Origin of the sequence: Alkalimonas cellulosilytica, assembly GCF_036325985.1 — a bacterium.
GTDB classification, from domain to species: Bacteria; Pseudomonadota; Gammaproteobacteria; order Enterobacterales; family Alteromonadaceae; genus Alkalimonas; species Alkalimonas cellulosilytica.
This window is the reverse complement of sequence record NZ_JAUHLI010000007.1, coordinates 44,212-66,842: the sequence shown is the minus strand read 5'-3', so window position 1 is coordinate 66,842 and position 22,631 is coordinate 44,212. Positions and strand designations below refer to the sequence as shown.

Genomic DNA, 22,631 nt, shown 5'->3' with positions numbered 1-22,631 from the left:
CCAAAAGAGCAGGCTAAAAAGTCTAGGCAAAATACACTTAGTCAATATGATTGGCCAGGGTAAAGCAAAGGCCTAAGGTCGTGAGCAACAACCAGCGCATGCGGCTGCGCCGACGCGCCTCCGGGCTGCGTAAAAAGCGCAGCGCATAATAGGCCTGGCGCACATCCTTGCCGGCAAAAGGCGCAAGCAGTTGGCTGAGGCGATACACAACCCACATGCTGTCGACCAATTGCACACTTTGCTGCCAGATGCGCTCTGGTGCTTGTGCTTTGTAGTTGCAGATGGCCTGAGCAATCAATGGGCTCTGCGCGGGCAGATAGCGATATAAACCGTGTACGAACACCAGCAAATCACGCATTTGGCACTGCTCCTGTGACAGTACCCGGGCGGGATCTTCTTCAAAGTCCAGAAAGCAGATTCTCTCACCATCCCAGGCCATGTCCCGAAGAGCAGGGCGGCCATGCCAACGACCGTTCTGATGCAGTCGTGCCAGGGCAATTGCTGCTTCATTCAGCACCAGTGACTTCTCATGCTCGCTTCGGCCTGGATCCCGCAGCCAGTCTTTCAATGAGGTACCTGCATCGGCCAGAGCGATCCAGTCATCTTCGGCTGCAATCACTTCCGGCACCGGCACACCTAACGCCGCCAGGTGACGCAAGCGCCTGGCTTCATCAGCAATGGCTGCGGCACCGGCAGGAGCATGGGTAGGGATATAGAGCGGATTACGGTTGATTTTGGCCAGCAGCGCACTCAGCCAGCGCCAGCGAGGAGCGGTATTAGTTTCGGTACGTTTCACCCACACAACCCTGCCATCCAGCTTGCAGCTAAAGGTTCGGTCCTGTTGGTTGGCAATACGTTGTTTGAGTTGGTGCAGGCGATCCATGCAGGTGCTCCGGGCAAAATGAACACCGCAAAGTGTATCGCTGGATTACTGAATCCTGGCTGAACCTATTAACTTGCTTGTATCTTTTTTAACCTTTGAATGACGGCCGTCATGCCCCGTGCCCGGGATTGACTGAGGTGTTGGGTCAGGTGCAAGCGTTGCAGACATTGCTCAAGCTTGGTGTTTTTAAGTGATTCTGTATCCATGCCATTGATTTGGCATAACAAGACAGCCAACAAGGCTTTGACAATACGCGCATCGGATTCAAACAGGAAATAGTGTTTATCGCTGGCACCATCATGGTAATGCATCAGCCAGGCCCGGCTTTCACAGCCTTCAATCAACGTACTGGCCGGCCGGTGTTCTTCTGGGATAACGGGCAGTTGTTTTGCTAACTGCATCAGGCGTCGATAACGCTCCTGCCAATGACCCTGTTGTGCCAGCACAGGCAATTCCTGCTGCACCTGCTGCAGGGCATCTGTGGTTACACTGATGGTATTGGTTAGGGTAAAGGGCATAGTAACTCCAAAGCATTCGTCAGAGCTTTAATGGCGGTATCCAGCTCTTGTTGGGTGGTATAGGCCGCCAGCGACCAGCGTAGTGCACCCTGCAAAGCCATGCTATCGAACAGCGGCATGGCGCAGTGCTGGCCTGAGCGTAACGCGATGCATTGCTCATTCAGTAAGGTAGCGACATCGGATGGGTGCTCTCCGTGCACATTAAAGGTAATTATGCCGGCATTGTGGCTGGCGTTAGTCAATAATTCAATCTGCGGGAGCGCAGCCAGTTGCTGGTGTGCATACAGGGTTAACTCTGCTTTGTGCTGCTGCATACCGACCCGGTCTTGCTGCGATAACCAAAGCAGCACGTCGCCAAGGGCAATGGCTTCGGCAATCGCTGCCGTGCCGGCTTCCAGACGCTGTGGCAAGTCGGCATAAGTACTGCCGCTAAAAGCGACTTTTTTTATCATTTCACCGCCACCCAATAAAGGGCGCAACAGATCCAGCGCTGTGGTTTTGCCATAAAGCACGCCAATACCGGTAGGACCATAGACTTTATGGCCGGAAAAGACATAAAAATCACAGTCCAAGTGCTGTACATCAACCGGCTGAAAGCTGATGCCCTGAGCACCATCTATCACCGTTAAGGCACCGGCTTGCTGTGCCAGTGCGACCATTTGCTGCACTGGCAGCACTTGCCCCAGCACATTGGACACATGGCAAAAACTGACCAGTTTCGGGCTGCGTTTGAGCAATTGCTGGTAAGCAGCAAGATCGAGTTGCCGCTCTGCGGTCAGTGGTACTACATCAATTTCAACGCCATACGTCTGGCAGTGCAGTTGCCAGGAAACAATATTGGCGTGGTGCTCCAGTGCAGTAAGTAAAATACGATCACCAGGCTGAAGCACAGTGCCCATCAGGCCGAAGGCTAACTGATTTAACGCCGCTGTGGTGCCGCTGGTAAAGACGATATTGGCTGCTGTTGGTGCTTGAATAAATTCCGCTATTTGTTGCCGGGCTTGCTCGAAACGTGTGGTGGCCCGATCGGCCAGCAGATGAGCTCCCCGGTGAATATTGCTGTTTTGTTCCAGGTAAAACTGGTGCAGAACATCCAGCATCCGCTGTGGCTTCTGGCTGGTCGCTGCATTGTCCAGGTAGACCCAATCCGGATTATGGGCAAAAAATGGGAACTGGCGGCGAAACTGCTCGACGTTAAAGATCACTGGCATCGTATCGTGGTGGCAAGATTTAACAATTGTGCCTTGTTTTATGGCTGGGTGCAATTGGCATGAAAAAAGCGACCCTAAGGTCGCTTTGATAAAGTTACCAACAGCTTAGCGCTGGTTGATGGTCTTTAAATCACGGCTGGTATAACCGGTATACAACTGGCGTGGACGACCAATCTTGTGGCCTTTCTCGCTCAGCATTTCATCCCAGTGGGAGATCCAGCCAACCGTGCGCGACATGGCGAAGATGACGGTGAACATGCTGGTTGGAATACCAATGGCTTTTAAGATAATGCCGCTGTAGAAATCGACATTCGGATACAGTTTTTTCTCGATGAAGTACGGATCTTCCAGCGCGATGCGCTCCAGCTCCATTGCGACATCCAACAACGGATCCTTGATATTCAGTTCCTTCAGCACTTCGTGGCAGGTTTCCCGCATCACTTTGGCGCGTGGGTCGAAGTTTTTATACACCCGGTGACCGAAGCCCATCAGACGGAAAGAGTCGTTTTTGTCTTTGGCGCGTGCGACGAACTCAGGGATACGTTCAACTGAACCGATTTCCTGCAACATCTTCAGGCAAGCTTCGTTGGCACCACCATGCGCCGGTCCCCACAAGGACGCCACACCAGCTGCAATACAGGCATACGGGTTCGCGCCAGATGAGCCTGCCAGGCGAACGGTGGAGGTTGAGGCGTTTTGCTCATGGTCGGCATGCAGCATAAAGATGCGGTCCATGGCTTTGGCCAGTACCGGGCTGACTTTGTAGTCTTCGGCTGGTACTGAGAACATCATGTGCAGGAAGTTTTCTGCATAGCTTAAGTCATTGCGTGGATACACAAATGGCTGGCCGACGGTGTATTTGTAGGCCATCGCCGAAATGGTCGGCAACTTGGCAATCAGACGGTGGGCACTGCGTTTGCGTTGTTCCGGGTCATTGATATCGAGGTCTGAATGGTAGAAAGACGACAAAGCACCAACTACACCACAGAGCATGGCCATGGGGTGCGCATCAACCCGGAAACCCTGGAAGAAAGAGGCAATTTTTTCGTGCACCATGGTGTGGCGAGTAATGGTGTTTTCAAAGTGATCAAACTGCTGTTGATTGGGTAACTCACCTTCCAGCAGCAAGTAGCACAGTTCCAGATAGTTGGATTTTTCCGCCAGTTGCTCAATAGGGTAACCCCGGTGCAGAAGCACGCCTTTGTCACCGTCAATATAGGTAATCTTTGACTCACAAGATCCGGTCGACATAAAACCGGGATCAAAGGTGAAATACCCATGCTGACCCAAGGCGCGAACGTCAATTACGTCGGTGCCAGCCGTACCTGAATAGATAGGCAACTCGAACGATGTCCCATCGATCTGCACGACGGCTTTTTTATCTGCCATTGGATTTCTCCTATTAATAGTTTAAGTATCAGAAGAGGGATGCTGCGGCTATTCTAACTGCAAATCCACCCCAAAAGTCAATTTTAATCCGATTTTGCACAATAAGTATACGACTCTGGTCGTATTGCAGCTGGTGCCTGTTTATGGCAACGTGCCGGCACAGGATTTTTTCCTGTAAAACCAAACAAAAATTGTAATAACAAGGCATGAAATATATACTATTGCCGGTGCTGAAACAGTTCACCTTCCTCAGTAATTTCAGCTGAACCAGCCTGGGTTTCCTGCAGTATATGCTGAGGGTGATGACTGATTATTCAGTTCTTCAATAATCACAACTAAAGCTCGTGTACGGGCGTCGATGGACAAGAAACTGTGAAAAAGCAAAGACCTGTAAATCTCGACCTGACCACAATTTCACTTCCGGCATCTGCGAAAGCCTCTATCCTGCACCGTGTCACCGGCGTGGCAATGTTTATTGCCCTGATTCTGGTTGTATGGGCCTGGGCCGTCTCGCTGTCTTCTGCTGAAGGCTTTGAGCTGGTGAAATCTGTGTTGACCTCTCACTTCGCTAAATTCCTGGCGTGGGGCACCATCACGGTGCTGCTGTATCACGTGATTGGTGGTATCCGCCATATGTTGATGGACTTAGGCTACTGGGAAGAGTTGTCTTCTGGCAACACCAGTGCGCGTGTGGCCATTGGCTTGTGGATTTTATTAGCTGTTCTGGCCGGAGGTTGGTTATGGTTCTGAATCAAGCATCCCTGAAACGCGATGGCGTGCAGGATTATGTCTCTATTCGTGCGACCGCGACTGTGCTCGGTTTGTACGTCCTGTTTATTCTGGGTTTCTTTTTGGTCACGCCGGAAGTGACCTATGAAATCTGGCAAGGTCTGTTTGCTCAATTGTGGATGAAAATCTTTACTTTACTTGCGCTTATCTCTGTTGCTATTCACGCCCGTATCGGCTTATGGCAGGTAGTCACTGATTACATCAAGAGCTCGCGCATTCGCGCTGTAGTGCAGTTTCTGGTCAGTGTAGTGGCTTTCGGTTACGTGGCTGCTGGCCTCTTTGTGTTGTGGGGTGTGTAAATGAGTATTCCAGTTCGTGAGTTTGATGCCATTGTGATTGGCGCTGGTGGTGCCGGTATGCGTGCCGCCCTACAAATTACCCAGTCCGGTTTAACCTGTGCGCTGTTATCAAAAGTTTTTCCTACCCGTTCGCACACGGTCTCTGCCCAGGGTGGTATTACCGTTGCGCTGGGCAACTCCCACCCGGACAACTGGGAATGGCACATGTTCGACACCGTCAAAGGCTCCGATTACATCGGTGACCAGGACGCCATTGAATATATGTGTAAAACTGGCCCTGAGGCCATTACCGAATTAGAGAACATGGGCCTGCCATTCTCCCGTTTTGAAAACGGCCGGGTCTATCAGCGTCCGTTCGGTGGTCAGTCGAAAAATTTTGGCGGTGAGCAAGCGGCCCGTACCGCAGCTGCCGCCGACCGTACCGGTCATGCCTTATTGCACCTGCTGTACCAGCAAAACGTGAAAAACCGTACTCAGGTGTTCAGTGAATGGTATGCGCTGGATCTGGTGAAAAACCAGGATGGTGCTGTGGTCGGTTGTACCGCCATTGATATCGAAACCGGTGAAATCGTCTATTTCAAAGCCCGTGCCACTGTGTTGGCGACCGGCGGTGCCGGCCGTATTTATGCATCGACCACCAATGCCCACATCAATACCGGTGATGGTGTTGGTATGGCGCTGCGCGCTGGCGTGCCGCTGCAGGATATGGAAATGTGGCAGTTCCACCCAACGGGCATTGCTGGTGCCGGTACCCTGGTGACCGAAGGTTGCCGCGGTGAAGGTGGTTACCTACTCAACAAAGATGGCGAGCGCTTTATGGAGCGTTACGCGCCAAACGCCAAAGATTTGGCGGGTCGCGATGTGGTTGCCCGCTCCATGATGACCGAAATTCGTGAAGGTCGTGGTTGCGATGGCCCTTGGGGCGTGCACATTAAACTGAAACTGGACCACCTGGGTGAAGACGTGCTGGAAAGCCGCTTGCCTGGTATTTGTGAGCTGTCGCGGACTTTTGCCCACGTTGATCCAGTCAAAGAGCCGATCCCTGTGATCCCAACCTGCCACTACATGATGGGTGGTATTCCAACCAACGTGAATGGCCAGGTCATTAAGCCGACCGCCGATGGTAATGACGCCATTGTGCCTGGCTTGTTTGCTTGTGGTGAAATTGCCTGTGTCTCGGTGCATGGTGCCAACCGCCTGGGTGGTAACTCACTGCTTGATCTGGTGGTGTTTGGTCGTGCAACTGGCCTGCATTTGGGTGAAGCACTGGCTGCTACCTCCGAAGGCCGCGCGGCTTCCGAGTCGGATCTGGATGCTGCGCTAGCGCGTACCCGTCGCTGGGAAGACAGCAAGCCAGGTCAGGGTGAAGACCCGGTGCAAATTAAGAAAGACCTGCAGAACTGCATGCAGCTGAACTTCTCGGTATTCCGTGAAGGCGAAGCCATGGCAGAAGGTTTGCAAGAACTGAAAACCATCCGTGAGCGGCTGAAGTTTGCCCGCCTGGATGACAAGAGCTCGGATTTCAATACCCAGCGTATTGAGTGCTTGGAGCTGGATAACCTGATGGAAACGGCGTACTCCACTGCGGTGGCTGCGAACTATCGCACCGAAAGCCGTGGTGCGCATGCGCGCTTTGACTTCCCGGACCGTGACGATGAAAACTGGTTGTGTCACAGTGTGTACAGCCCGGAGACCGAGTCGATGTTTAAGCGGAAAGTGAATCTGGAGCCGAAGTTCCGTGAAGCTTTCCCACCGAAAGCGCGTACTTACTAAGAGGGCAATGCGATGAAGAAGTTAGTATTCTCCGTCTATCGTTACAACCCTGATGTCGACAATGCGCCGCGCATGCAGGATTACACGCTGGACAACCCGGAAGGCCGGGATATGATGGTGCTGGATGCGCTGTTAAAGCTAAAAGAGCAGGATCCAACCTTGTCGTTTCGTCGCTCGTGCCGTGAAGGGGTCTGTGGCTCCGATGGCTTGAACATGAATGGCAAAAATGGCCTGGCATGTATCACCCCTTTGTCTGCCGTTGGTTTAAAAGGTGGCAAAATTGTGATCCGTCCTTTACCAGGACTGCCGGTGGTGCGCGATCTGGTGGTGGATATGAGTCAGTTCTACACCCAGTACGAGAAAGTGAAGCCATACTTAATTAACGACAGCAAATTGCCACCTGCCGGTGAGTTTTTGCAGTCGCCGGAAGAGCGCGCTAAGCTGGATGGTTTGTACGAGTGTATCTTGTGTGCTTGCTGCTCGACCTCGTGCCCATCGTTCTGGTGGAATCCGGATAAGTTTATTGGCCCGGCCGGTCTGTTGCATGCCTACCGCTTCCTGGCCGACAGTCGTGATACCGCAACAGAAGAGCGTCTGAACGACCTGGACGACGCTTTCAGCGTGTTCCGCTGTCATGGCATTATGAACTGTGTCAATGTTTGTCCGAAAGGACTGAATCCGACCAAGGCCATTGGTCAGATTAAATCGATGTTATTGAGCCGGGCGCTGTAAAGCGCCCCTTTTGAGCAAGTAACTGATGCAAGCACGAAAATAACAGTAATTCAGACTATACTGTTATTTTTTTGCGGTTTTTCCAGGTGCGCAGAAATAAGGGAAACTAAATGCACGAAGGTGTGATGAAGGCGTGGTTAGAGTCGTCTCATCTGGGCGGTGGCAACATGGCCTATGTCGATGAGCTCTATGAATCCTACTTGGCGGAACCTACCAGTGTAGGGGACGAGTGGCGTGAGTTTTTCGCTCAGTTGCCAAAGCTTGATGGTGTTGATCTGGAAGTGCCACACTCGGACATCCGGCAGCAATTTGCAGAGCTGGCGCGCAATAAACATCGTGAAGTCGTCACGGTGCAGGGCAGTCAGTCGGCCGATTTGCGTCAGGTAAAAGTGTTGCAATTGATCAACTCCTATCGTTTCCGTGGGCACCAACATGCCCGGTTGGATCCTTTGGATTTGTGGAAGCAGCCACGCGTTCGTGATCTCGAGTTGTCGCATCACGACCTGTCTGAAGCTGATTACGATACTGAGTTCCATGTTGGATCATTCGCCGGTGGCCCGGAAACGATGAAATTGGGCGATTTGCACAAAGCCCTGGAAAAAACCTACTGCGGCTCCATCGGCGCCGAGTACATGCACATCGTGTCTACCGATGAAAAGCGCTGGATCCAACAGCGGCTGGAAAGCATTCACTCCACTCCAGATTTCGATAAAGACACCAAAAGCCGGATCTTGAAAGACTTGATCGCTGCTGATGGTCTGGAAAAGTATCTGGGCTCTAAGTTCCCGGGAGCCAAGCGTTTTGGTCTGGAGGGTGGCGATGCCATGATCCCGATGCTGAAAACCATGATTCACCGGGCTGGTGAGCATGGCGCTAAAGACTGTGTTGTAGGCATGGCACACCGGGGACGTTTAAATACTCTGATCAACGTACTGGGCAAAAACCCATCGGATTTGTTCGATGAGTTTGCCGGTAAGTACACGGTGGTGGGTGCCGGTGATGTGAAGTATCACATGGGTTTCTCATCCGATTTTGCTACCAAAGGCGGCAACGTGCATTTGGCGCTGGCCTTTAACCCATCGCACCTGGAGATTGTGAATCCGGTGGTCATGGGCTCTGTTCGTGCCCGGTTGGATCGCCGTGGTTGCAGCGATGGTTCTTTGGCTTTGCCGATTACCATTCATGGTGACTCTGCCTTTGCCGGTCAGGGTGTGGTGGCTGAAACCTTCAATATTTCGCAAACCCGTGCTTTTAAAGTGGGCGGTACCGTACGCATTGTGATCAACAACCAGGTTGGTTTTACCACCTCCAACCCGGAAGATACCCGCTCAACAGCTTACTGTACTGATATCGCCAAAATGGTACAGGCACCGATTTTCCATGTGAACGGTGATGATCCGGAAGCCGTGGTGCTGGTGGCGCAACTGGCCGTGGATTACCGCAATACCTTCAAGCGCGATGTGGTGATTGACCTGGTGTGTTACCGCCGTAATGGTCACAACGAGGCGGATGAGCCGAATGCAACACAGCCGCTGATGTACCAAAAAATTAAAAAACATCCAACGCCGCGTGAGCTGTATGCTGAGACGTTAATCAAACAGGGCTTGCTGAGTGATGATGATGTCAAAGCCATGATGGCCAATTACCGCGATGCGTTGGATAAAGGCGACTGCGTGGTGGATGAATGGCGTCGGATGGATCACACCAGCTCGGTCGATTGGACGCCTTTCCTGAATCATGATTGGGATAGTCACTACGATGCCAGTATGACCGTCGAATCTCTGGTTGCCCTAGGTAAAAAAGCCATTGAGGTGCCAGCTAGTCATGCGCTGCAGCGTCAGGTCGGCCGGGTCTACGAAGACCGTGCCAAGATGCTGCAAGGTGAAAAGAAAATCGACTGGGGCTTTGCTGAAATTCTGGCGTATGCCTCTGTGGTGAATGAAGGCAGCCGCATTCGTATTGTTGGGCAGGACTCGGGCCGTGGCACCTTCTTCCATCGCCATGCGGTATTGCACAATCAGATCGATGGCAGCACCTATGTGCCGTTGGAGCATATTTCCGACGAGCAAGGCCCGTTCCAGGTGTATGACTCTGCCTTGTCGGAAGAGGCCGTCTTGGCGTTCGAGTATGGTTATGCTACCGCTGAACCGCGTGCTTTGGTGATTTGGGAAGGTCAGTTTGGTGACTTTGCCAACGGTGCTCAGGTGGTGATTGACCAATTCCTCAGCTCTGGTGAGCAAAAATGGGGCCGGCTTTGTGGCTTGACCTTATTGTTGCCGCACGGCTACGAAGGGCAGGGCCCGGAACACTCTTCAGCGCGTTTGGAACGTTTCCTGCAGCTGTGTGCCGATCACAACATGCAAATTTGTGTACCCACCACGCCGGCTCAGGTGTTTAACATGCTGCGCCGTCAGCAGGTACGCCCAATGCGTCGGCCGTTGATTGTGATGTCACCAAAATCCTTGCTACGTCATCCACAAGCTACTTCGACGCTGGAAGAGCTGGCATCTGGCCGCTATCTGAACGTGATTGGTGAAATCGACGATATCAAACCAGCTGATGTCAAACGGGTGGTGTTCTGCAGTGGTAAAGTCTATTACGAACTGCTGGAAGAGCGTCGTAAACGTGAAATCACCGATATTGCCATTATCCGGGTGGAGCAGTTGTATCCATTCCCGCACGAAGAAATGGATCAGATCCTGTCACAGTACAGCCATGTTACCGATTATGTCTGGTGTCAGGAAGAGCCGCAAAACCAGGGCGCCTGGTATTGCAGTCAGCATCATTTCCGTGCTGCCATTGGCAAAGCGGGCTACCTGACATACGCCGGCCGGGAAGCTTCTTCATCGCCAGCCGTCGGTTATTTGTCGGTGCACAATAAGCAGCAGCAAGCGCTGATCAACGATGCGTTGACACTGAATCACGAGGAAAAACAATGACAGATATTAAAGTACCTGTATTGCCAGAGTCCGTCGCTGATGCCACTGTTGCCAAGTGGCATGTCGCGGAAGGCGACACCGTGAGTCGTGATCAAATTGTGGTCGACATTGAAACCGATAAAGTTGTGTTGGAAGTGGCGGCACCGGATGACGGTGTGATCGACTCCATTAAGCACCAGGAAGGCGACACTGTGACGGCAGAGCAAGTGCTGGCTACCCTGAGTGCTGGCGGCAAATCCGCCGCTGATACCAAATCCTCTGCGTCATCCAGCCAAAAGACTGATGCAGCAGAACCTTCTCAATCTGAACAATCCGCAAAAGGTGAACAAGTGGACATTCAAGTACCCGTACTTCCTGAATCCGTTGCTGATGCAACCATTGCAACCTGGCATGTTAAGCCTGGTGAAGCTGTGACCCGTGACCAGGTGCTGGTCGACATTGAAACTGATAAAGTGGTACTGGAAGTGGTCGCTCAAGCCGATGGCGTGATGGGCGACATTCTGGAAGATACCGGTGCGACCGTACAGGCCGAACAAGTGATTGGTAAGCTGGAAGCCGGTGCAGCACCAGCCAAGAGCGACAGCAAAACCGAAGCGAAAGCGGACGACAAAGCCGACAGCAAAGCAGAAGCTGATGACAGCAGTGATGATGCGTTGAGCCCGTCTGTGCGCCGTCTGATAGCGGAAAAAGGTCTGGATGCCAGCAAAATCAAAGGCAGTGGCAAAAATGGTCGTATCACCAAAGAAGACGTAGAAAAACACCTGGCCTCTGCCGGCAGCAAAGAAGCAGCGAAACCTGCTGCATCAGCGCCTGCTGCCGTGAGTGGTGATCGAACGCAAAAACGGGTCCCGATGACGCGGCTGCGTAAAACCATTGCCAACCGTCTGCTGGAAGCGAAGAATTCTACTGCCATGTTGACTACCTTCAATGAAGTCAACATGAAGCCGATTATGGATCTGCGTAAGCAGTACCAGGATGTGTTTGAAAAGCGTCACGGCATTCGTTTAGGCTTTATGTCTTTTTATGTCAAGGCGGTGACTGAAGCATTGAAGCGTTTCCCTGAAGTCAATGCCTGCATTGATGGTGACGATATTGTTTACCACAACTACTTTGATATTAGCATTGCCGTCTCTACACCACGCGGTTTGGTCACGCCGGTACTGCGTGATTGTGACAAGATGAACCTGGCCGAAATTGAAAAAGCCATTAAAGATCTTGCGATTAAGGGCCGTGATGGCAAGTTGTCGATGGACGATTTGCAAGGTGGTAATTTCACCATCACCAACGGTGGTGTTTTTGGTTCTCTGATGTCGACGCCAATCATCAACCCACCACAGTCTGCTATCCTTGGAATGCATAAGATCCAAGATCGCGCCATGGTGGTGGATGGCAAGATTGAAATCCTGCCGATGATGTACCTGGCGCTGTCTTACGATCACCGTATTATTGATGGCAAAGAGTCGGTCGGTTTCCTGGTAACCATCAAAGAGTTACTGGAAGATCCAACCCGTATTCTGCTGGATATCTAATCGCAGAGCGGTTGGCCCCGGCGAGGTTGCTGACCTTGCCGTGTTGCGAGCAGTCCATGGTGGCTGCTCGTTTTGTCTTGGTGAGAGCCATTTCTGTATGGCAGTCGCTGTTTCAGATCTGGCTGATTATGCCAAAAAGTTGCGAAATAATGCTGCAGTTAGACGTCTGTAGCATTTCGAATCAGGCGGTGAAGCGCTATACTATGCGCCGATCTGTAGGTCAGGCTGCGCCAGTAGGCCAGCTTTCATTTTTAAATAACGGAAAATAGCCATGAATTTGCACGAGTATCAGGCAAAACAGCTGTTCCGCGAGTACGGATTACCAGTCTCTGAAGGCTTTGCGGAGGAAACTCCTCAAGCCGCTGCTGAAGCTGCAGACCGTATTGGTGGCAATCGCTGGGTCGTTAAAGCACAGGTTCACGCTGGTGGCCGCGGTAAAGCGGGTGGTGTGAAACTGGTTTCTTCCAAAGAAGAAATTCGTAATTTTGCGCAGCATTGGCTGGGCAAGAACCTGGTGACCTACCAAACTGATGAAAAAGGCCAGCCGGTCAGCAAAATCCTGGTTGAGTCCTGCACCGATATCGAAAAAGAGCTGTATCTTGGTGCCGTGGTAGACCGTGCCAGCCGTCGTATTGTCTTTATGGCATCGACTGAAGGTGGTGTGGACATCGAAAAAGTGGCGGAAGAAACGCCAGAAAAAATCATCAAAGTGGCGGTTGATCCTTTGGTGGGCGCTCAGCCGTTCCAGGCGCGTGAAATTGGCTTTAAACTGGGCCTGACACCAGAGCAAATCAAGCAGTTCACCAAAATCTATCTGGGCCTGGCACAGATGTTTGTTGATCTGGACATCGCACTGATTGAAGTGAATCCATTGGTGATTACTTCCCATGGCAACCTGCACTGTCTGGATGCCAAACTGGTGGTGGATAGCAATGCGCTGTACCGTCAACCTAAACTGCGTGCTTTCCACGATCCATCGCAAGAAGATGAGCGTGAAGCCCGTGCAGCCCAGTGGGAACTGAACTACGTCGCGCTGGAAGGCAACATCGGCTGTATGGTCAATGGAGCAGGCCTGGCGATGGGTACCATGGACATCGTGAAGCTAAGCGGCGGCAAGCCAGCCAACTTCCTGGATGTGGGTGGTGGCGCGACCAAAGAGCGCGTTTCTGAAGCGTTCAAAATCATTCTGTCTGACTCTGCTGTGAAAGCTGTGTTCGTCAACATCTTTGGTGGCATCGTACGCTGCGACATGATCGCAGAAGGCATCATCGGTGCGGTGGAAGAAGTGGGTGTGAACGTTCCTGTAGTGGTTCGCTTAGAAGGCAACAATGCTGAACTGGGCGCGAAAAAACTGCAAGAGAGCGGCTTGAACATCATTGCAGCCAACTCGCTGAGCGAAGCGGCTCAGGCGGTCGTTAAAGCTGCAGGAGGCAACTAATGAGCATTTTGATTAACAAAGACACCAAGGTGATCTGTCAGGGTTTTACTGGCAGCCAGGGTACTTTCCACTCCACTCAGGCCATTGAGTACGGTACTCAGATGGTAGGCGGTGTCAGCCCAGGTAAAGGCGGTTCTACCCATTTGGGTTTGCCGGTATTCAACACCGTGCGTGAAGCTGTAGAAGCGACTGGCGCTACTGCGACTGTGATCTACGTGCCTGCACCGTTTTGTAAAGATGCCATCATTGAAGCGGCAGACGCTGGTATTGAACTGATCGTCTGTATCACTGAAGGTATCCCGACCATCGATATGCTGTTTGCCAAAGAGTACATCGACCGTAAAGGCGTGCGGATGATTGGTCCAAACTGCCCGGGCGTGATCACGCCGGACGAGTGCAAAATCGGTATTATGCCTGGCCATATCCACAAAGCCGGTAAAGTGGGCATCGTCTCCCGCTCTGGTACTCTGACCTATGAAGCGGTTAAGCAAACCACCGACGAAGGCTTTGGCCAGTCTACCTGTGTAGGTATTGGTGGCGACCCAATCCCAGGCTCTAACTTCATTGATATTCTGAAGTTGTTCCAGGAAGACCCAAAAACCGAAGCCATCGTGATGATCGGTGAAATCGGTGGCACCGCTGAAGAAGAAGCGGCTGCTTACATCAAAGACCACGTCACCAAGCCGGTCGTATCTTACATCGCAGGTGTGACTGCACCTCCGGGTAAGCGTATGGGCCACGCGGGCGCCATCATTTCTGGTGGTAAAGGTACAGCGGATGACAAGTTCCGTGCTCTGGAAGACGCGGGTGTCAAAACCGTCCGTTCTTTAGCCGACATCGGTAAAGCACTGCGCGAACTGACCGGCTGGTAAGCTGATTTTCTGCCTCGAATAAAAACCCGCTGCTTGCAGCGGGTTTTTTTATCTCTTCTGTTCGTGGTTTATTTTATAAGCAACAATAAAAAACCAGCCCGAAGGCTGGTTTTATAGTTACTGCTATACAACCTTTAGAAGTTGTACGACAAGTTCATAAAGACACGACGGCCAAACTGATCGTACTGTGAGTACAACAGCGCATTACCAACGTTGGCAATAGCAGATGAAGTACTAGTTACAGGCGGCTTCTTATCGAAGGCGTTAGCGACACCCACAGTCAGATCCAGACCATTATCAAAGCCAGTGCTGGCTGAGAAGGTGTGGTAGATGGTGGTTGGTGCTTCAAATACCCGACGCGCTGGCGTGCCACGGTAGTTGAAGAACGGACCATCTGCAAAGCGATCGTAATCGTTTACTTTGCTGTAGTAGGTGATGTTCCAGTTGAAGGTCCAGTCATCACGGCGTAAGGTGTTGTAAAGCGTACCTGAATGACGCGGATTACCCAAACGACCGATGTACTGGATAGGATCACTGTCTGGGAACTGCTTGAACGAACGCTCAATTTGCAGTGAGTGGTTCAGTGTCATACGCAGGTGACCAAATGGCGTGTCGTCATTGTAGGACAGCACGAAGTCGACACCGCGAACTTTTTGCTGTGCTACGTTCACGTAACCACCACGAACTGTATCGATACCCCAGTCACCACCGGTACCCGGACGACGAGTTACCTGGTCACAGAATGGCTCATTACCAAAGTTTTCAGAGGCATAACACAGGTTCAGTACGTTGATACCACCAACATCCGATACTTGATCATCAATGACGACATCGTAGTAATCCATGGACGCTGCAAACACATTGTTGCGACTGGTGTAGACTAAGCCGATATTTTTGGATACGGATGTTTCTGCTTCAAGCACACCAGCACCACCACCGGTGATCTGAGTACCTGAACCAAAGTCCTGCGCATAATCACGAGGAACACCATCGGCAGCACAGTTCGCTGCTACGTTTGGATTGATGCTGCCATCATCTTCCCGTGCGCCCCAGTTCCAGCATGGATCGTTACGCTGATCAAAGAAACTGGTCTGGTTGTCCAGGAACAGCTCAAACAAGGCTGGTGCACGGAAGGAGGTACCACGGCCAGCACGCAAACTAAAGCCCTGGCCAATTTCCCAGAATAAACCGGCTTTGTAGGTCGTGCCGCTACCATAGGTAGAAACATCGGTGTAACGGGCAGATGCAGTCAGTTCCATGAACTCTACCAGCGGCAGATCATTCAATAGCGGAATTTTTACCTCACCATACACCGCTTTGGTGTTGGATTTACCAGCTGTCACACCAGCACCGGTCATACCCCAGGAGTTATTGGCCAGGGTATTTTCTCCGGGAGTATCTTTGATTTCATCCGTTTGATACGCTAAACCAACTGCGGTTGCAATGCTGCCCGCGGGCAATTCAAACACATCACCTGTGATGTAAGCATCCAGGGTGTCTTGTTTGTAGATGGTACGGCCATAGTCCATCCCGTACAGGAAGTCCTTGGTTTGCTGGTTGTGGTTACCACGAATGTATTCTGGATCGAAGAATGGTACTGCGTAGCAAGGGCGATTCGAAATAGGTGTAAACTCGCCTTCACACGGGTCGCCCCAGATCGCATCAGAAGCCATCACCAACGCATCTTCCAAGATAATCTTGGTATCGTAGTTACCACGGTTTAGGCTGCGCTGATAACTGACGTCCCAGTCCCAATCGCCCAAGCTGCCTTCAAAACCAATCACACCACGGGTGTAATTGATGGTGGTGACGTTACCAGAATGATCGGTCACTGTGGTCGGATCGAGGTATACATCACCATCCCAACCGTCAACTAAGCCGAACCAGGCAGGAATAAAGGGTTCCCAGAACTGGCGATAACCATTGATGGTGGTTTGACGACGGTTGTGCATTAACTCGGAGTAAAAAGAAATGTTGTCAGTCAAATCGTAATTAAACTGGCCATAAACAGAAGCAACCTTATTCTCCGGGTTCATTGTCGCCAGACGAAGAAACGGATGGTTTGTATCCAGCCAGCCATCGGATTCGGCATCGTAACCCACCGGGTACCAGCCATTTGGCGTGGAAATATCACCAGGATTAACTGCTGTGTATGGAGTACGACCAGCAGCTGCATGGAGGCCATCATAATCGAAAGAGTTGATGGTTGCCAGGTAGTTACCCGCACCGGCATTCCATAGCCACATGCCGTAAGGCAGATCACTACAGTGGATTTGACCGGTGCGCGGATCGATTGGATCCAGCCGCTCACTGCCATCTGCGGTAAAAATGTAGCGCTCGCTGCAATCAAAGTGTTTACGGTCGCCACGGGCTAACTCTTTGTCGTACCGGTAATCTGCAACGACCCGGAATGAGCCACGATCAAATGTTTTGCCATAGGTCGCATCAATCCGGAAACGCTCGCCACCGGACTCAAACGGCTGGTTCATGCTGAAGTTAACGCTGGAGTCATCACCACGTTTGGTAATGATGTTGATTACACCGGCAACTGCATCTGAGCCATACAGGGAAGAGGCACCATCTTTGAGGACTTCAACGCGCTCAACAATGGATACCGGCAAAGCATTCATATCGAAGGCATTGACCTGACCACGGGTGCCGGCAGGACCAGCCCGACGGCCGTTTAACAGAACCAGAGTACGGTTGGCTCCAAGGCCACGCATGGAAATCGACTCGTTACCTGCACCACCTTCGGTCACTGAACCGACAGACATGGCAGAAACCAGCTGGTTAGAACCACTGGCAACAGTCGCAGTTCGCAATAACTCACCTACGGTGGTTAAACCTTGCGAAGCAACAATTTCAGAGCTGATAATCTCAATCGGAGTGGCACTATCAATACCATCGGTACGGATACGCGAACCGACAACCTGAATACGCTCTGGGCGAATTTCGGTTGCCTCTTGGTTTTCTTCAGTTTCAGCTGAGACTGCAGCTGGCACAGCGAGCAGCGAAGCTGCACCAAAAGCTAGCGCAAGCTGCACGGCTTTATTGGTCTTATTTTGGATAAACATGTGGTAACTCCCAGGAAGCCTTGTGAACAGACTTTTTTAATTTTTTCTAAATAAGATTTGATGTGCAGTGTAAAGCAAACACTCTATGATACTAGCCACTTCAATAGTCACAGGTCAAATTAAAAAGTAGCTAATATGTGTTAACACCTGGGTTTTATCCTGTACTAATGACCCGTAAGGCATTGAATATTATTGCCTATCATAAAGATTAACCGGAGTGCTAGCAGCTTGGTTTTCCAATGCTATAATAGCGAAAATTTTTAGCATCTTACGATAAAGTGCAATTCAGAGGACCTGACTCATTATGGCGGACGTAGATCATCGCCCCAGTAATTTTATTCGTCAAATCATCGATAAAGATTTAGCCAGCGGCAAGCACAACTCGGTGCATACCCGTTTTCCACCCGAGCCCAATGGTTTTTTGCATATTGGCCATGCAAAATCGATTTGTTTAAATTTTGGCATTGCTGCGGATTATCAGGGCAGTTGCAATCTGCGCTTTGATGACACCAACCCGGAAAAAGAGAACATCGACTTTGTTCATTCCATCCAGCAGGATGTGAAATGGCTGGGGTTTGACTGGCAAGAGCCGGTGCATTATTCGTCGGACTACTTTGATCAATTGTACGGCTTTGCCGTTGAACTGATTCAAAAAGGCCTGGCTTATGTGTGTTTCTTAAATGCTGAAGAAATGCGGGAGTACCGGGGTAGTCTCACCAAGCCGGGTAAGCACAGCCCAAGCCGCGATACCACGCCGGAAGAGAACCTGGCCTTGTTTGAAAAAATGCGTGCCGGTGGTTTTAAAGAAGGTGAGTGCTCACTGCGGGCCAAGATTGATATGAGTTCGCCTTTTATCTGCATGCGCGATCCGGTGATTTACCGGGTGAAGTTTGCTCATCATCATCAGACTGGCGATAAATGGTGCATCTACCCGATGTACGATTTTACCCACTGCATTTCGGATGCACTGGAAGGCATTACGCACTCGCTCTGTACGCTTGAGTTTCAGGACAACCGCCGCCTGTACGACTGGATCCTGGACAACATCAGCATTGATTGTCATCCGCAGCAGATTGAGTTTTCCCGCTTGAATCTGGAATACACGGTGATGAGTAAGCGCAAGCTGCAAACTCTGGTAGAAAAGCAAGTGGTGCAGGGTTGGGATGATCCGCGCATGCCGACCATTGCCGGTTTGCGTCGTCGCGGTTACACACCGGAGTCGATTCGTGAGTTTGCCAAACGCATTGGTGTCACCAAGCAGGACAACATCATTGAACTAAGTGCGCTAGAGTCGTGCATCCGGGATGATTTGAATGTGCGGGCACCTCGTGCCATGGCGGTGCTGGAACCGCTGAAAGTCACGATTACCAATTACCCGGATGGCGAGCTGCAGTGGCTGGATGTAGCCAACCATCCTAATGATGATAGCCTGGGGCAGCGCAAGTTACCCTTTGGTAAAGTAGTGTATATTGATCAGGCCGACTTTCGGGAGGAGGCCAACAAAAAATACAAGCGTTTGGTCACCGGCGGTTGTGTACGGCTGCGCAATGCCTATGTGATTCAAGCCGACGAAGTGGTTAAAAATGCCGATGGTGAGGTCGTAGAACTATTGTGTAGTTATCTGCCGGAAACGCTTGGTGAAAATCCGGCCGATGGTCGCAAAGTACGTGGTGTGATCCATTGGGTGGAAGCCAGCCAGGCCAAAGCCGCCGAGTTTCGGGTCTATGATCGCCTGTTCAGTGTGCCAAATCCTGCCGCTGAAGATGACTTTTTGTTGTCTGTGAACCCAGAGTCGTTGCTGGTGAAGCAAGGCTGGGTAGAGCCTTCTTTGCAGCATGCTGTTGCCGGGCAAGCCTATCAATTTGAGCGGGAAGGGTACTACTGCGCGGATAGTAAAGACTCAACCAAAGAACAGTTGGTATTTAACCGTACCGTCGGTTTGCGGGACAGTTGGTCTGACGCGTTTTAAGCGCGGACACGCCTAAGAGAAAGGGCCATCCATCGGATGGCCCTTCTGTTTTGGTAGCCATAACCTCGGCAAAAAATAGGTGCGGCAGCCTGTAGGGCTATTTAGCGACCTTTTCTTAGCAGTAATCCCAAACCGATGATGACAGCGACCACACCGCCGATCAGGTACAGCACGGTGTTGTCAGTTGGGTTACCAGTAATCGCCTCGGTGATTTGCGAGGCCGTTGAGTTGTATTCGGTGTAAGCAAAGTAAAGTAAAATAGCACCGGCGACAAGGGCGGCTATGCCAATAATACGTTGCATCTTTTTCTCCCTGATTCAAGTATGGATCGGATTGAACAGGCACCTCACAAGCTAGAGTTAAAGGTTGTTTGGTGAGGTGACCTGCCTTTAAGCCTAGTCGAGCGAGGGAAAATTGCGTACTATTTTGAAATGCTTAGTCAAACTTTGGCGCAGCTGATCTGGTAACCAGGCAGGCAAGAGGCGATGGAGGCAAGTGAATGGTGTCCGGTCGGGACGAAAAAATAGAGCTGGAACACGAGGCAGCCCGCATTTTTATGCGTTTGTATGAGCGGCGTTTTGGTATCACCATGCGCCACATCTGGCACAATGCCCCGCGCCGGCCAGATGTTTCCTGTTACTACGACGACCAAAAACTGGATTTAGAAATTGCACACCTGTATGGCAGTGAAGCTGAAGCCATGCATATTCTTGGGCGAGAGTTGAGCGCTCATACCCACCGCGAGTTGCTGCAGTTGATGCGGATGCCGGCAGAAGCCAGACTGGTCGCTGCATTAAACAGCTTACTGGCCAGCAAAGCCGAGAAAAGTTACGACAGTGAACGGGTCTGGCTGGTAATCCGCAATGCTAACCCGTTGTGGACTAAAGAAGAGATGCTGGCGCATTTTCCGAAACTTCACTTACCGAAATCGCATCCTTTTGAACAGGTGTGGGTGATTGGTGATATGCAGGGTGACTCAGGTTTACTGGCTCTGTATCCTCCGTTGCATCAGCCAACACAACGCGCTTAGCACTAGTGAAAGGACCTTAACTATGCTGAATTTCTATCATCGAATTGCTACCTTTCTCAATCCCGCTTTCTGGTTGATTGTATTGATGGCAGTTGCATCGGGCCTGCTGTTTTTCTGGCAGCTGGCAGGGGCAGATCGGCCGCATCAAAGCTCAGTGCTGTTCTGGTTACTGCTGATGCTGGCGCTGCTTGGCTGTTTATTGATCATCAAGTTATTTACCAGGCCGGTTCCTGTGCTGGATGGCCAGTCTGGCTTTTTTCAGCGACTTAAAATTCGTTTGCTCCGTTTTGGTTACTCACTGCTCGCCGTGCTGACCAGCTTGATCTGGTTGGCCATTATGGTGCTTGCACTGCGGGTTGCTGGTGGCGCTTTGCTGCGTCTGGTCGTGGGGCATTGAAGGTGCGCTGGGATATTTTTTGCAGGGTGATTGATAACTTTGGTGATATTGGTATTTGCTGGCGCTTAGCGCAGCAGTTGCGCACAGAGCATCATTGCCAGGTTCGGCTTTGGGTGGATGATTTGCACTGCTTTCAGCGTATTTGCGCTGACATTCAGCCCGAGCTCGCCAGGCAGAGATTATGTAACGGCATTGAGGTGATGCATTGGGGGTCTGATGAGACTGGGTACGCAAAGCTGAACGGCTGTGCTGAAGTCGTGATAGAGGCTTTTGCCTGCGATTTGCCACCATGGTATTTAGACATGATGGCTGCAGCCCAGCCAAAACCTGTCTGGTTAAATCTGGAGTATTTATCGGCTGAGAATTGGGTGCTCGACTGCCATGCGTTGCCATCCCCCCATCCGCAATTGCCGCTGCAAAAACACTTTTTCTTTCCCGGCTTTGTGCCGGGTACCGGTGGTTTATTGCGGGAACATCATTTACTGGAAAACAGAAGCAACTGGCTGGAACTCGATGGAAAGAGCCAGCTGTTAGCTGAGCTGGGCATTCAGCATCCCGAGCGTTACCAGCAACTGATCTGCCTCTTTGCCTACAGTCATCACGAATTGCTGTCCTTGCTTACGGCCTGGGGCCAGCAGGAGTATGAACAACTTTGTCTGGTGCCTGAAGGGGCCCTGGCAATTGAACTACGCACCTTGATACCGCAGCTTGCAAAAGACCGCTCGTTCAGCATCGGCAACCTCAGGCTGCAGCTACTTCCCTTTATAAGTCAGTTGCAGTTTGATCAATTGCTCTGGTGCGCGGATATCAACTTTGTACGGGGGGAGGACTCACTGGTACGTGCCATCTGGGCGGGCAAGCCCTTTGTTTGGCAACTGTATCGCCAGGCCGAAGAAGCCCACCTGGATAAGTTAAGGGCATTTTGGCAACTCTTCTCACAACAGATGCCTGCATCTTTGCAGCAAGCTCTGTGGCAGTTTTGGTTGCACTGGAATCAGCAAAGTGAACTTGTTCCCCCCTGGCAGCGCCTGGTCGAGGTCATGCCTCAGTGGCAGCAGCATTGCCTGAATTGGCGAACTGAACAGTGCAAACAGCAGGATCTGGCAAAGAATCTGGTGCGTTTTGTTGAAAATAAATTTATACTAACGCCAAATTTTTCCTAGTAAGAAGAAACTACTATTATGATGAAAACTGCTCAAGAGCTGCGTGCTGGCCAGGTGATTATGGTTGCCAGTGAGCCAATGGTGATTTTAAAAGCGGAATACAACAAGTCGGGCCGCAACTCGGCTGTGGTTAAAATGAAGCTGAAAAACTTGCTGAATAGCCAGGGAACTGAAACTGTGTACCGGGCTGATGATAAGTTTGAGCAAGTGATTCTGGAAAACAAAGAAGTCACTTACTCCTACTATGCTGATCCAATGTATGTGTTTATGGATGAAGAGTACAATCAGTACGAAGTTGAAGCGGAAAACATGGAAAGTGCGCTGAAGTACTTAGGTGATGGCATGCAGTGCACCCTGGTGTTTTACGGTGAGCGCCCAATCTCTGTTGATTTGCCTACCATCGTGGTACGTGAAGTGGTTTATACCGAGCCAGCTGCCAAAGGGGATACCACAGGTAAGGTGATGAAGCCAGCCAAGCTGGATACAGGTTTTGAGCTGATGGTTCCTGCCTTTGTGGAAACCGGTGATCGCATTGAAATCGATACCCGCACCGATGAATACCGTAGCCGGGCAAAAAACTAATCACCGGTTAGGTTTAGTACAACAGGGAGCTTCGGCTCCCTGTT

The 22,631-nt window shown here is 51.2% G+C and carries 19 protein-coding genes; 13 read left to right on the top strand and 6 right to left on the bottom strand.

Annotated elements, in window-relative coordinates:
* Positions 1-37: 37 nt before the first annotated feature.
* The 4 genes from QWY20_RS08325 to gltA form a co-directional block, all read right to left on the bottom strand.
* Positions 38-883 (bottom strand): lipopolysaccharide kinase InaA family protein, encoded by an 846-nt coding sequence (locus tag QWY20_RS08325; RefSeq protein WP_330128558.1) that lies wholly within the window; start codon positions 881-883, stop codon positions 38-40.
* Positions 884-951: 68 nt separating this feature from the next.
* Complete coding sequence (locus tag QWY20_RS08320; RefSeq protein ID WP_330128557.1) at positions 952-1,401, bottom strand: SufE family protein; 450 nt, start codon at positions 1,399-1,401, stop codon at positions 952-954.
* Complete coding sequence (locus tag QWY20_RS08315) at positions 1,386-2,612, bottom strand: aminotransferase class V-fold PLP-dependent enzyme (RefSeq protein WP_330128556.1); 1,227 nt, start codon at positions 2,610-2,612, stop codon at positions 1,386-1,388. Before QWY20_RS08315 ends, QWY20_RS08320 begins: the two co-directional genes overlap by 16 nt.
* Before the next feature lie 105 nt (positions 2,613-2,717).
* Positions 2,718-4,001, bottom strand: coding sequence for a citrate synthase (gltA, locus tag QWY20_RS08310; protein WP_330128555.1), 1,284 nt, complete (start codon positions 3,999-4,001; stop codon positions 2,718-2,720).
* A gap of 372 nt (positions 4,002-4,373) precedes the next feature.
* Here gltA and sdhC point away from each other — a divergent pair, with 372 nt between their 5' ends.
* The 8 genes from sdhC to sucD all read left to right on the top strand — a co-directional run bounded on the left by sdhC (position 4,374) and on the right by sucD (position 14,372).
* Positions 4,374-4,751: a succinate dehydrogenase, cytochrome b556 subunit gene (gene sdhC, locus QWY20_RS08305; RefSeq protein WP_330128554.1), complete on the top strand. Its 378-nt coding sequence runs from the start codon at positions 4,374-4,376 to the stop codon at positions 4,749-4,751.
* Entirely contained in the window at positions 4,742-5,089 is a 348-nt protein-coding gene (gene sdhD / locus QWY20_RS08300; RefSeq protein ID WP_330128553.1) for a succinate dehydrogenase, hydrophobic membrane anchor protein, read from the top strand. The genes sdhC and sdhD overlap by 10 nt, the downstream gene beginning before the upstream one ends.
* Positions 5,090-6,862: a succinate dehydrogenase flavoprotein subunit gene (gene sdhA, locus QWY20_RS08295; protein ID WP_330128552.1), complete on the top strand. Its 1,773-nt coding sequence runs from the start codon at positions 5,090-5,092 to the stop codon at positions 6,860-6,862.
* Positions 6,863-6,874: 12 nt separating this feature from the next.
* A complete protein-coding gene (locus QWY20_RS08290; RefSeq protein WP_228590679.1) occupies positions 6,875-7,594 on the top strand; it encodes a succinate dehydrogenase iron-sulfur subunit in 720 nt (239 codons plus the stop codon).
* 110 nt (positions 7,595-7,704) lie between these two features.
* Positions 7,705-10,533 (top strand): 2-oxoglutarate dehydrogenase E1 component, encoded by a 2,829-nt coding sequence (locus QWY20_RS08285; protein ID WP_330128551.1) that lies wholly within the window; start codon positions 7,705-7,707, stop codon positions 10,531-10,533.
* The gene (gene odhB, locus QWY20_RS08280; RefSeq protein WP_330128550.1) at positions 10,530-12,062 is read left to right on the top strand and encodes a 2-oxoglutarate dehydrogenase complex dihydrolipoyllysine-residue succinyltransferase; all 1,533 of its coding nucleotides are present in this window, start codon (positions 10,530-10,532) and stop codon (positions 12,060-12,062) included. Before QWY20_RS08285 ends, odhB begins: the two co-directional genes overlap by 4 nt.
* A 271-nt stretch (positions 12,063-12,333) precedes the next feature.
* Positions 12,334-13,500, top strand: coding sequence for an ADP-forming succinate--CoA ligase subunit beta (gene sucC / locus QWY20_RS08275; RefSeq protein WP_330128549.1), 1,167 nt, complete (start codon positions 12,334-12,336; stop codon positions 13,498-13,500).
* Complete coding sequence (gene sucD / locus QWY20_RS08270) at positions 13,500-14,372, top strand: succinate--CoA ligase subunit alpha (RefSeq protein WP_330128548.1); 873 nt, start codon at positions 13,500-13,502, stop codon at positions 14,370-14,372. Before sucC ends, sucD begins: the two co-directional genes overlap by 1 nt.
* Before the next feature lie 134 nt (positions 14,373-14,506).
* Here the strand turns inward: sucD and QWY20_RS08265 are convergent, their stop codons facing one another.
* Complete coding sequence (locus tag QWY20_RS08265; protein WP_330128547.1) at positions 14,507-17,446, bottom strand: TonB-dependent receptor domain-containing protein; 2,940 nt, start codon at positions 17,444-17,446, stop codon at positions 14,507-14,509.
* A gap of 304 nt (positions 17,447-17,750) precedes the next feature.
* On the opposite strand from QWY20_RS08265, the gene glnS reads away from it, so the two are divergent.
* Positions 17,751-19,415 (top strand): glutamine--tRNA ligase, encoded by a 1,665-nt coding sequence (gene glnS / locus QWY20_RS08260; protein WP_330128546.1) that lies wholly within the window; start codon positions 17,751-17,753, stop codon positions 19,413-19,415.
* Positions 19,416-19,516: 101 nt separating this feature from the next.
* Here glnS and QWY20_RS08255 read toward each other — a convergent pair whose 3' ends face one another.
* Positions 19,517-19,717 (bottom strand): DUF3185 family protein, encoded by a 201-nt coding sequence (locus tag QWY20_RS08255; protein WP_330128545.1) that lies wholly within the window; start codon positions 19,715-19,717, stop codon positions 19,517-19,519.
* 197 nt (positions 19,718-19,914) lie between these two features.
* Here QWY20_RS08255 and QWY20_RS08250 point away from each other — a divergent pair, with 197 nt between their 5' ends.
* The 4 genes from QWY20_RS08250 to efp are packed head-to-tail and all read left to right on the top strand — an operon-like array spanning position 19,915 to position 22,587.
* Positions 19,915-20,445, top strand: a complete 531-nt coding sequence (locus QWY20_RS08250; RefSeq protein WP_330128544.1) for a hypothetical protein — start codon at positions 19,915-19,917, stop codon at positions 20,443-20,445.
* 22 nt (positions 20,446-20,467) lie between these two features.
* Positions 20,468-20,842 carry a hypothetical protein gene (locus QWY20_RS08245; protein ID WP_330128543.1) on the top strand — a complete coding sequence of 125 codons (375 nt, stop codon included), beginning with the start codon at positions 20,468-20,470 and terminating at the stop codon, positions 20,840-20,842.
* A gap of 2 nt (positions 20,843-20,844) precedes the next feature.
* Positions 20,845-22,005 (top strand): elongation factor P maturation arginine rhamnosyltransferase EarP, encoded by a 1,161-nt coding sequence (gene earP / locus QWY20_RS08240; protein WP_330128542.1) that lies wholly within the window; start codon positions 20,845-20,847, stop codon positions 22,003-22,005.
* A gap of 21 nt (positions 22,006-22,026) precedes the next feature.
* Complete coding sequence (gene efp, locus QWY20_RS08235; protein ID WP_330128685.1) at positions 22,027-22,587, top strand: elongation factor P; 561 nt, start codon at positions 22,027-22,029, stop codon at positions 22,585-22,587.
* Positions 22,588-22,631 lie beyond the last annotated feature (44 nt).

Excerpts from the sequence above, each read along its gene's own strand:
- sucC (WP_330128549.1), top strand. The coding sequence starts at position 12,334 with ATGAATTTGCACGAGTATCAGGCAAAACAGCTGTTCCGCGAGTACGGA.
- QWY20_RS08245 (WP_330128543.1), top strand. The coding sequence starts at position 20,468 with ATGCTGAATTTCTATCATCGAATTGCTACCTTTCTCAATCCCGCTTTC.
- QWY20_RS08250 (WP_330128544.1), top strand. The coding sequence starts at position 19,915 with ATGGTGTCCGGTCGGGACGAAAAAATAGAGCTGGAACACGAGGCAGCC.
- QWY20_RS08285 (WP_330128551.1), top strand. The coding sequence starts at position 7,705 with ATGCACGAAGGTGTGATGAAGGCGTGGTTAGAGTCGTCTCATCTGGGC.
- QWY20_RS08315 (WP_330128556.1), bottom strand. The coding sequence starts at position 2,612 with ATGCCAGTGATCTTTAACGTCGAGCAGTTTCGCCGCCAGTTCCCATTT.
- sdhA (WP_330128552.1), top strand. The coding sequence starts at position 5,090 with ATGAGTATTCCAGTTCGTGAGTTTGATGCCATTGTGATTGGCGCTGGT.
- QWY20_RS08255 (WP_330128545.1), bottom strand. The coding sequence starts at position 19,717 with ATGCAACGTATTATTGGCATAGCCGCCCTTGTCGCCGGTGCTATTTTA.
- sdhD (WP_330128553.1), top strand. The coding sequence starts at position 4,742 with ATGGTTCTGAATCAAGCATCCCTGAAACGCGATGGCGTGCAGGATTAT.
- QWY20_RS08320 (WP_330128557.1), bottom strand. The coding sequence starts at position 1,401 with ATGCCCTTTACCCTAACCAATACCATCAGTGTAACCACAGATGCCCTG.
- efp (WP_330128685.1), top strand. The coding sequence starts at position 22,027 with ATGAAAACTGCTCAAGAGCTGCGTGCTGGCCAGGTGATTATGGTTGCC.
- sucD (WP_330128548.1), top strand. The coding sequence starts at position 13,500 with ATGAGCATTTTGATTAACAAAGACACCAAGGTGATCTGTCAGGGTTTT.
- QWY20_RS08265 (WP_330128547.1), bottom strand. The coding sequence starts at position 17,446 with ATGTTTATCCAAAATAAGACCAATAAAGCCGTGCAGCTTGCGCTAGCT.
- odhB (WP_330128550.1), top strand. The coding sequence starts at position 10,530 with ATGACAGATATTAAAGTACCTGTATTGCCAGAGTCCGTCGCTGATGCC.
- QWY20_RS08325 (WP_330128558.1), bottom strand. The coding sequence starts at position 883 with ATGGATCGCCTGCACCAACTCAAACAACGTATTGCCAACCAACAGGAC.
- gltA (WP_330128555.1), bottom strand. The coding sequence starts at position 4,001 with ATGGCAGATAAAAAAGCCGTCGTGCAGATCGATGGGACATCGTTCGAG.
- glnS (WP_330128546.1), top strand. The coding sequence starts at position 17,751 with ATGGCGGACGTAGATCATCGCCCCAGTAATTTTATTCGTCAAATCATC.
- QWY20_RS08290 (WP_228590679.1), top strand. The coding sequence starts at position 6,875 with ATGAAGAAGTTAGTATTCTCCGTCTATCGTTACAACCCTGATGTCGAC.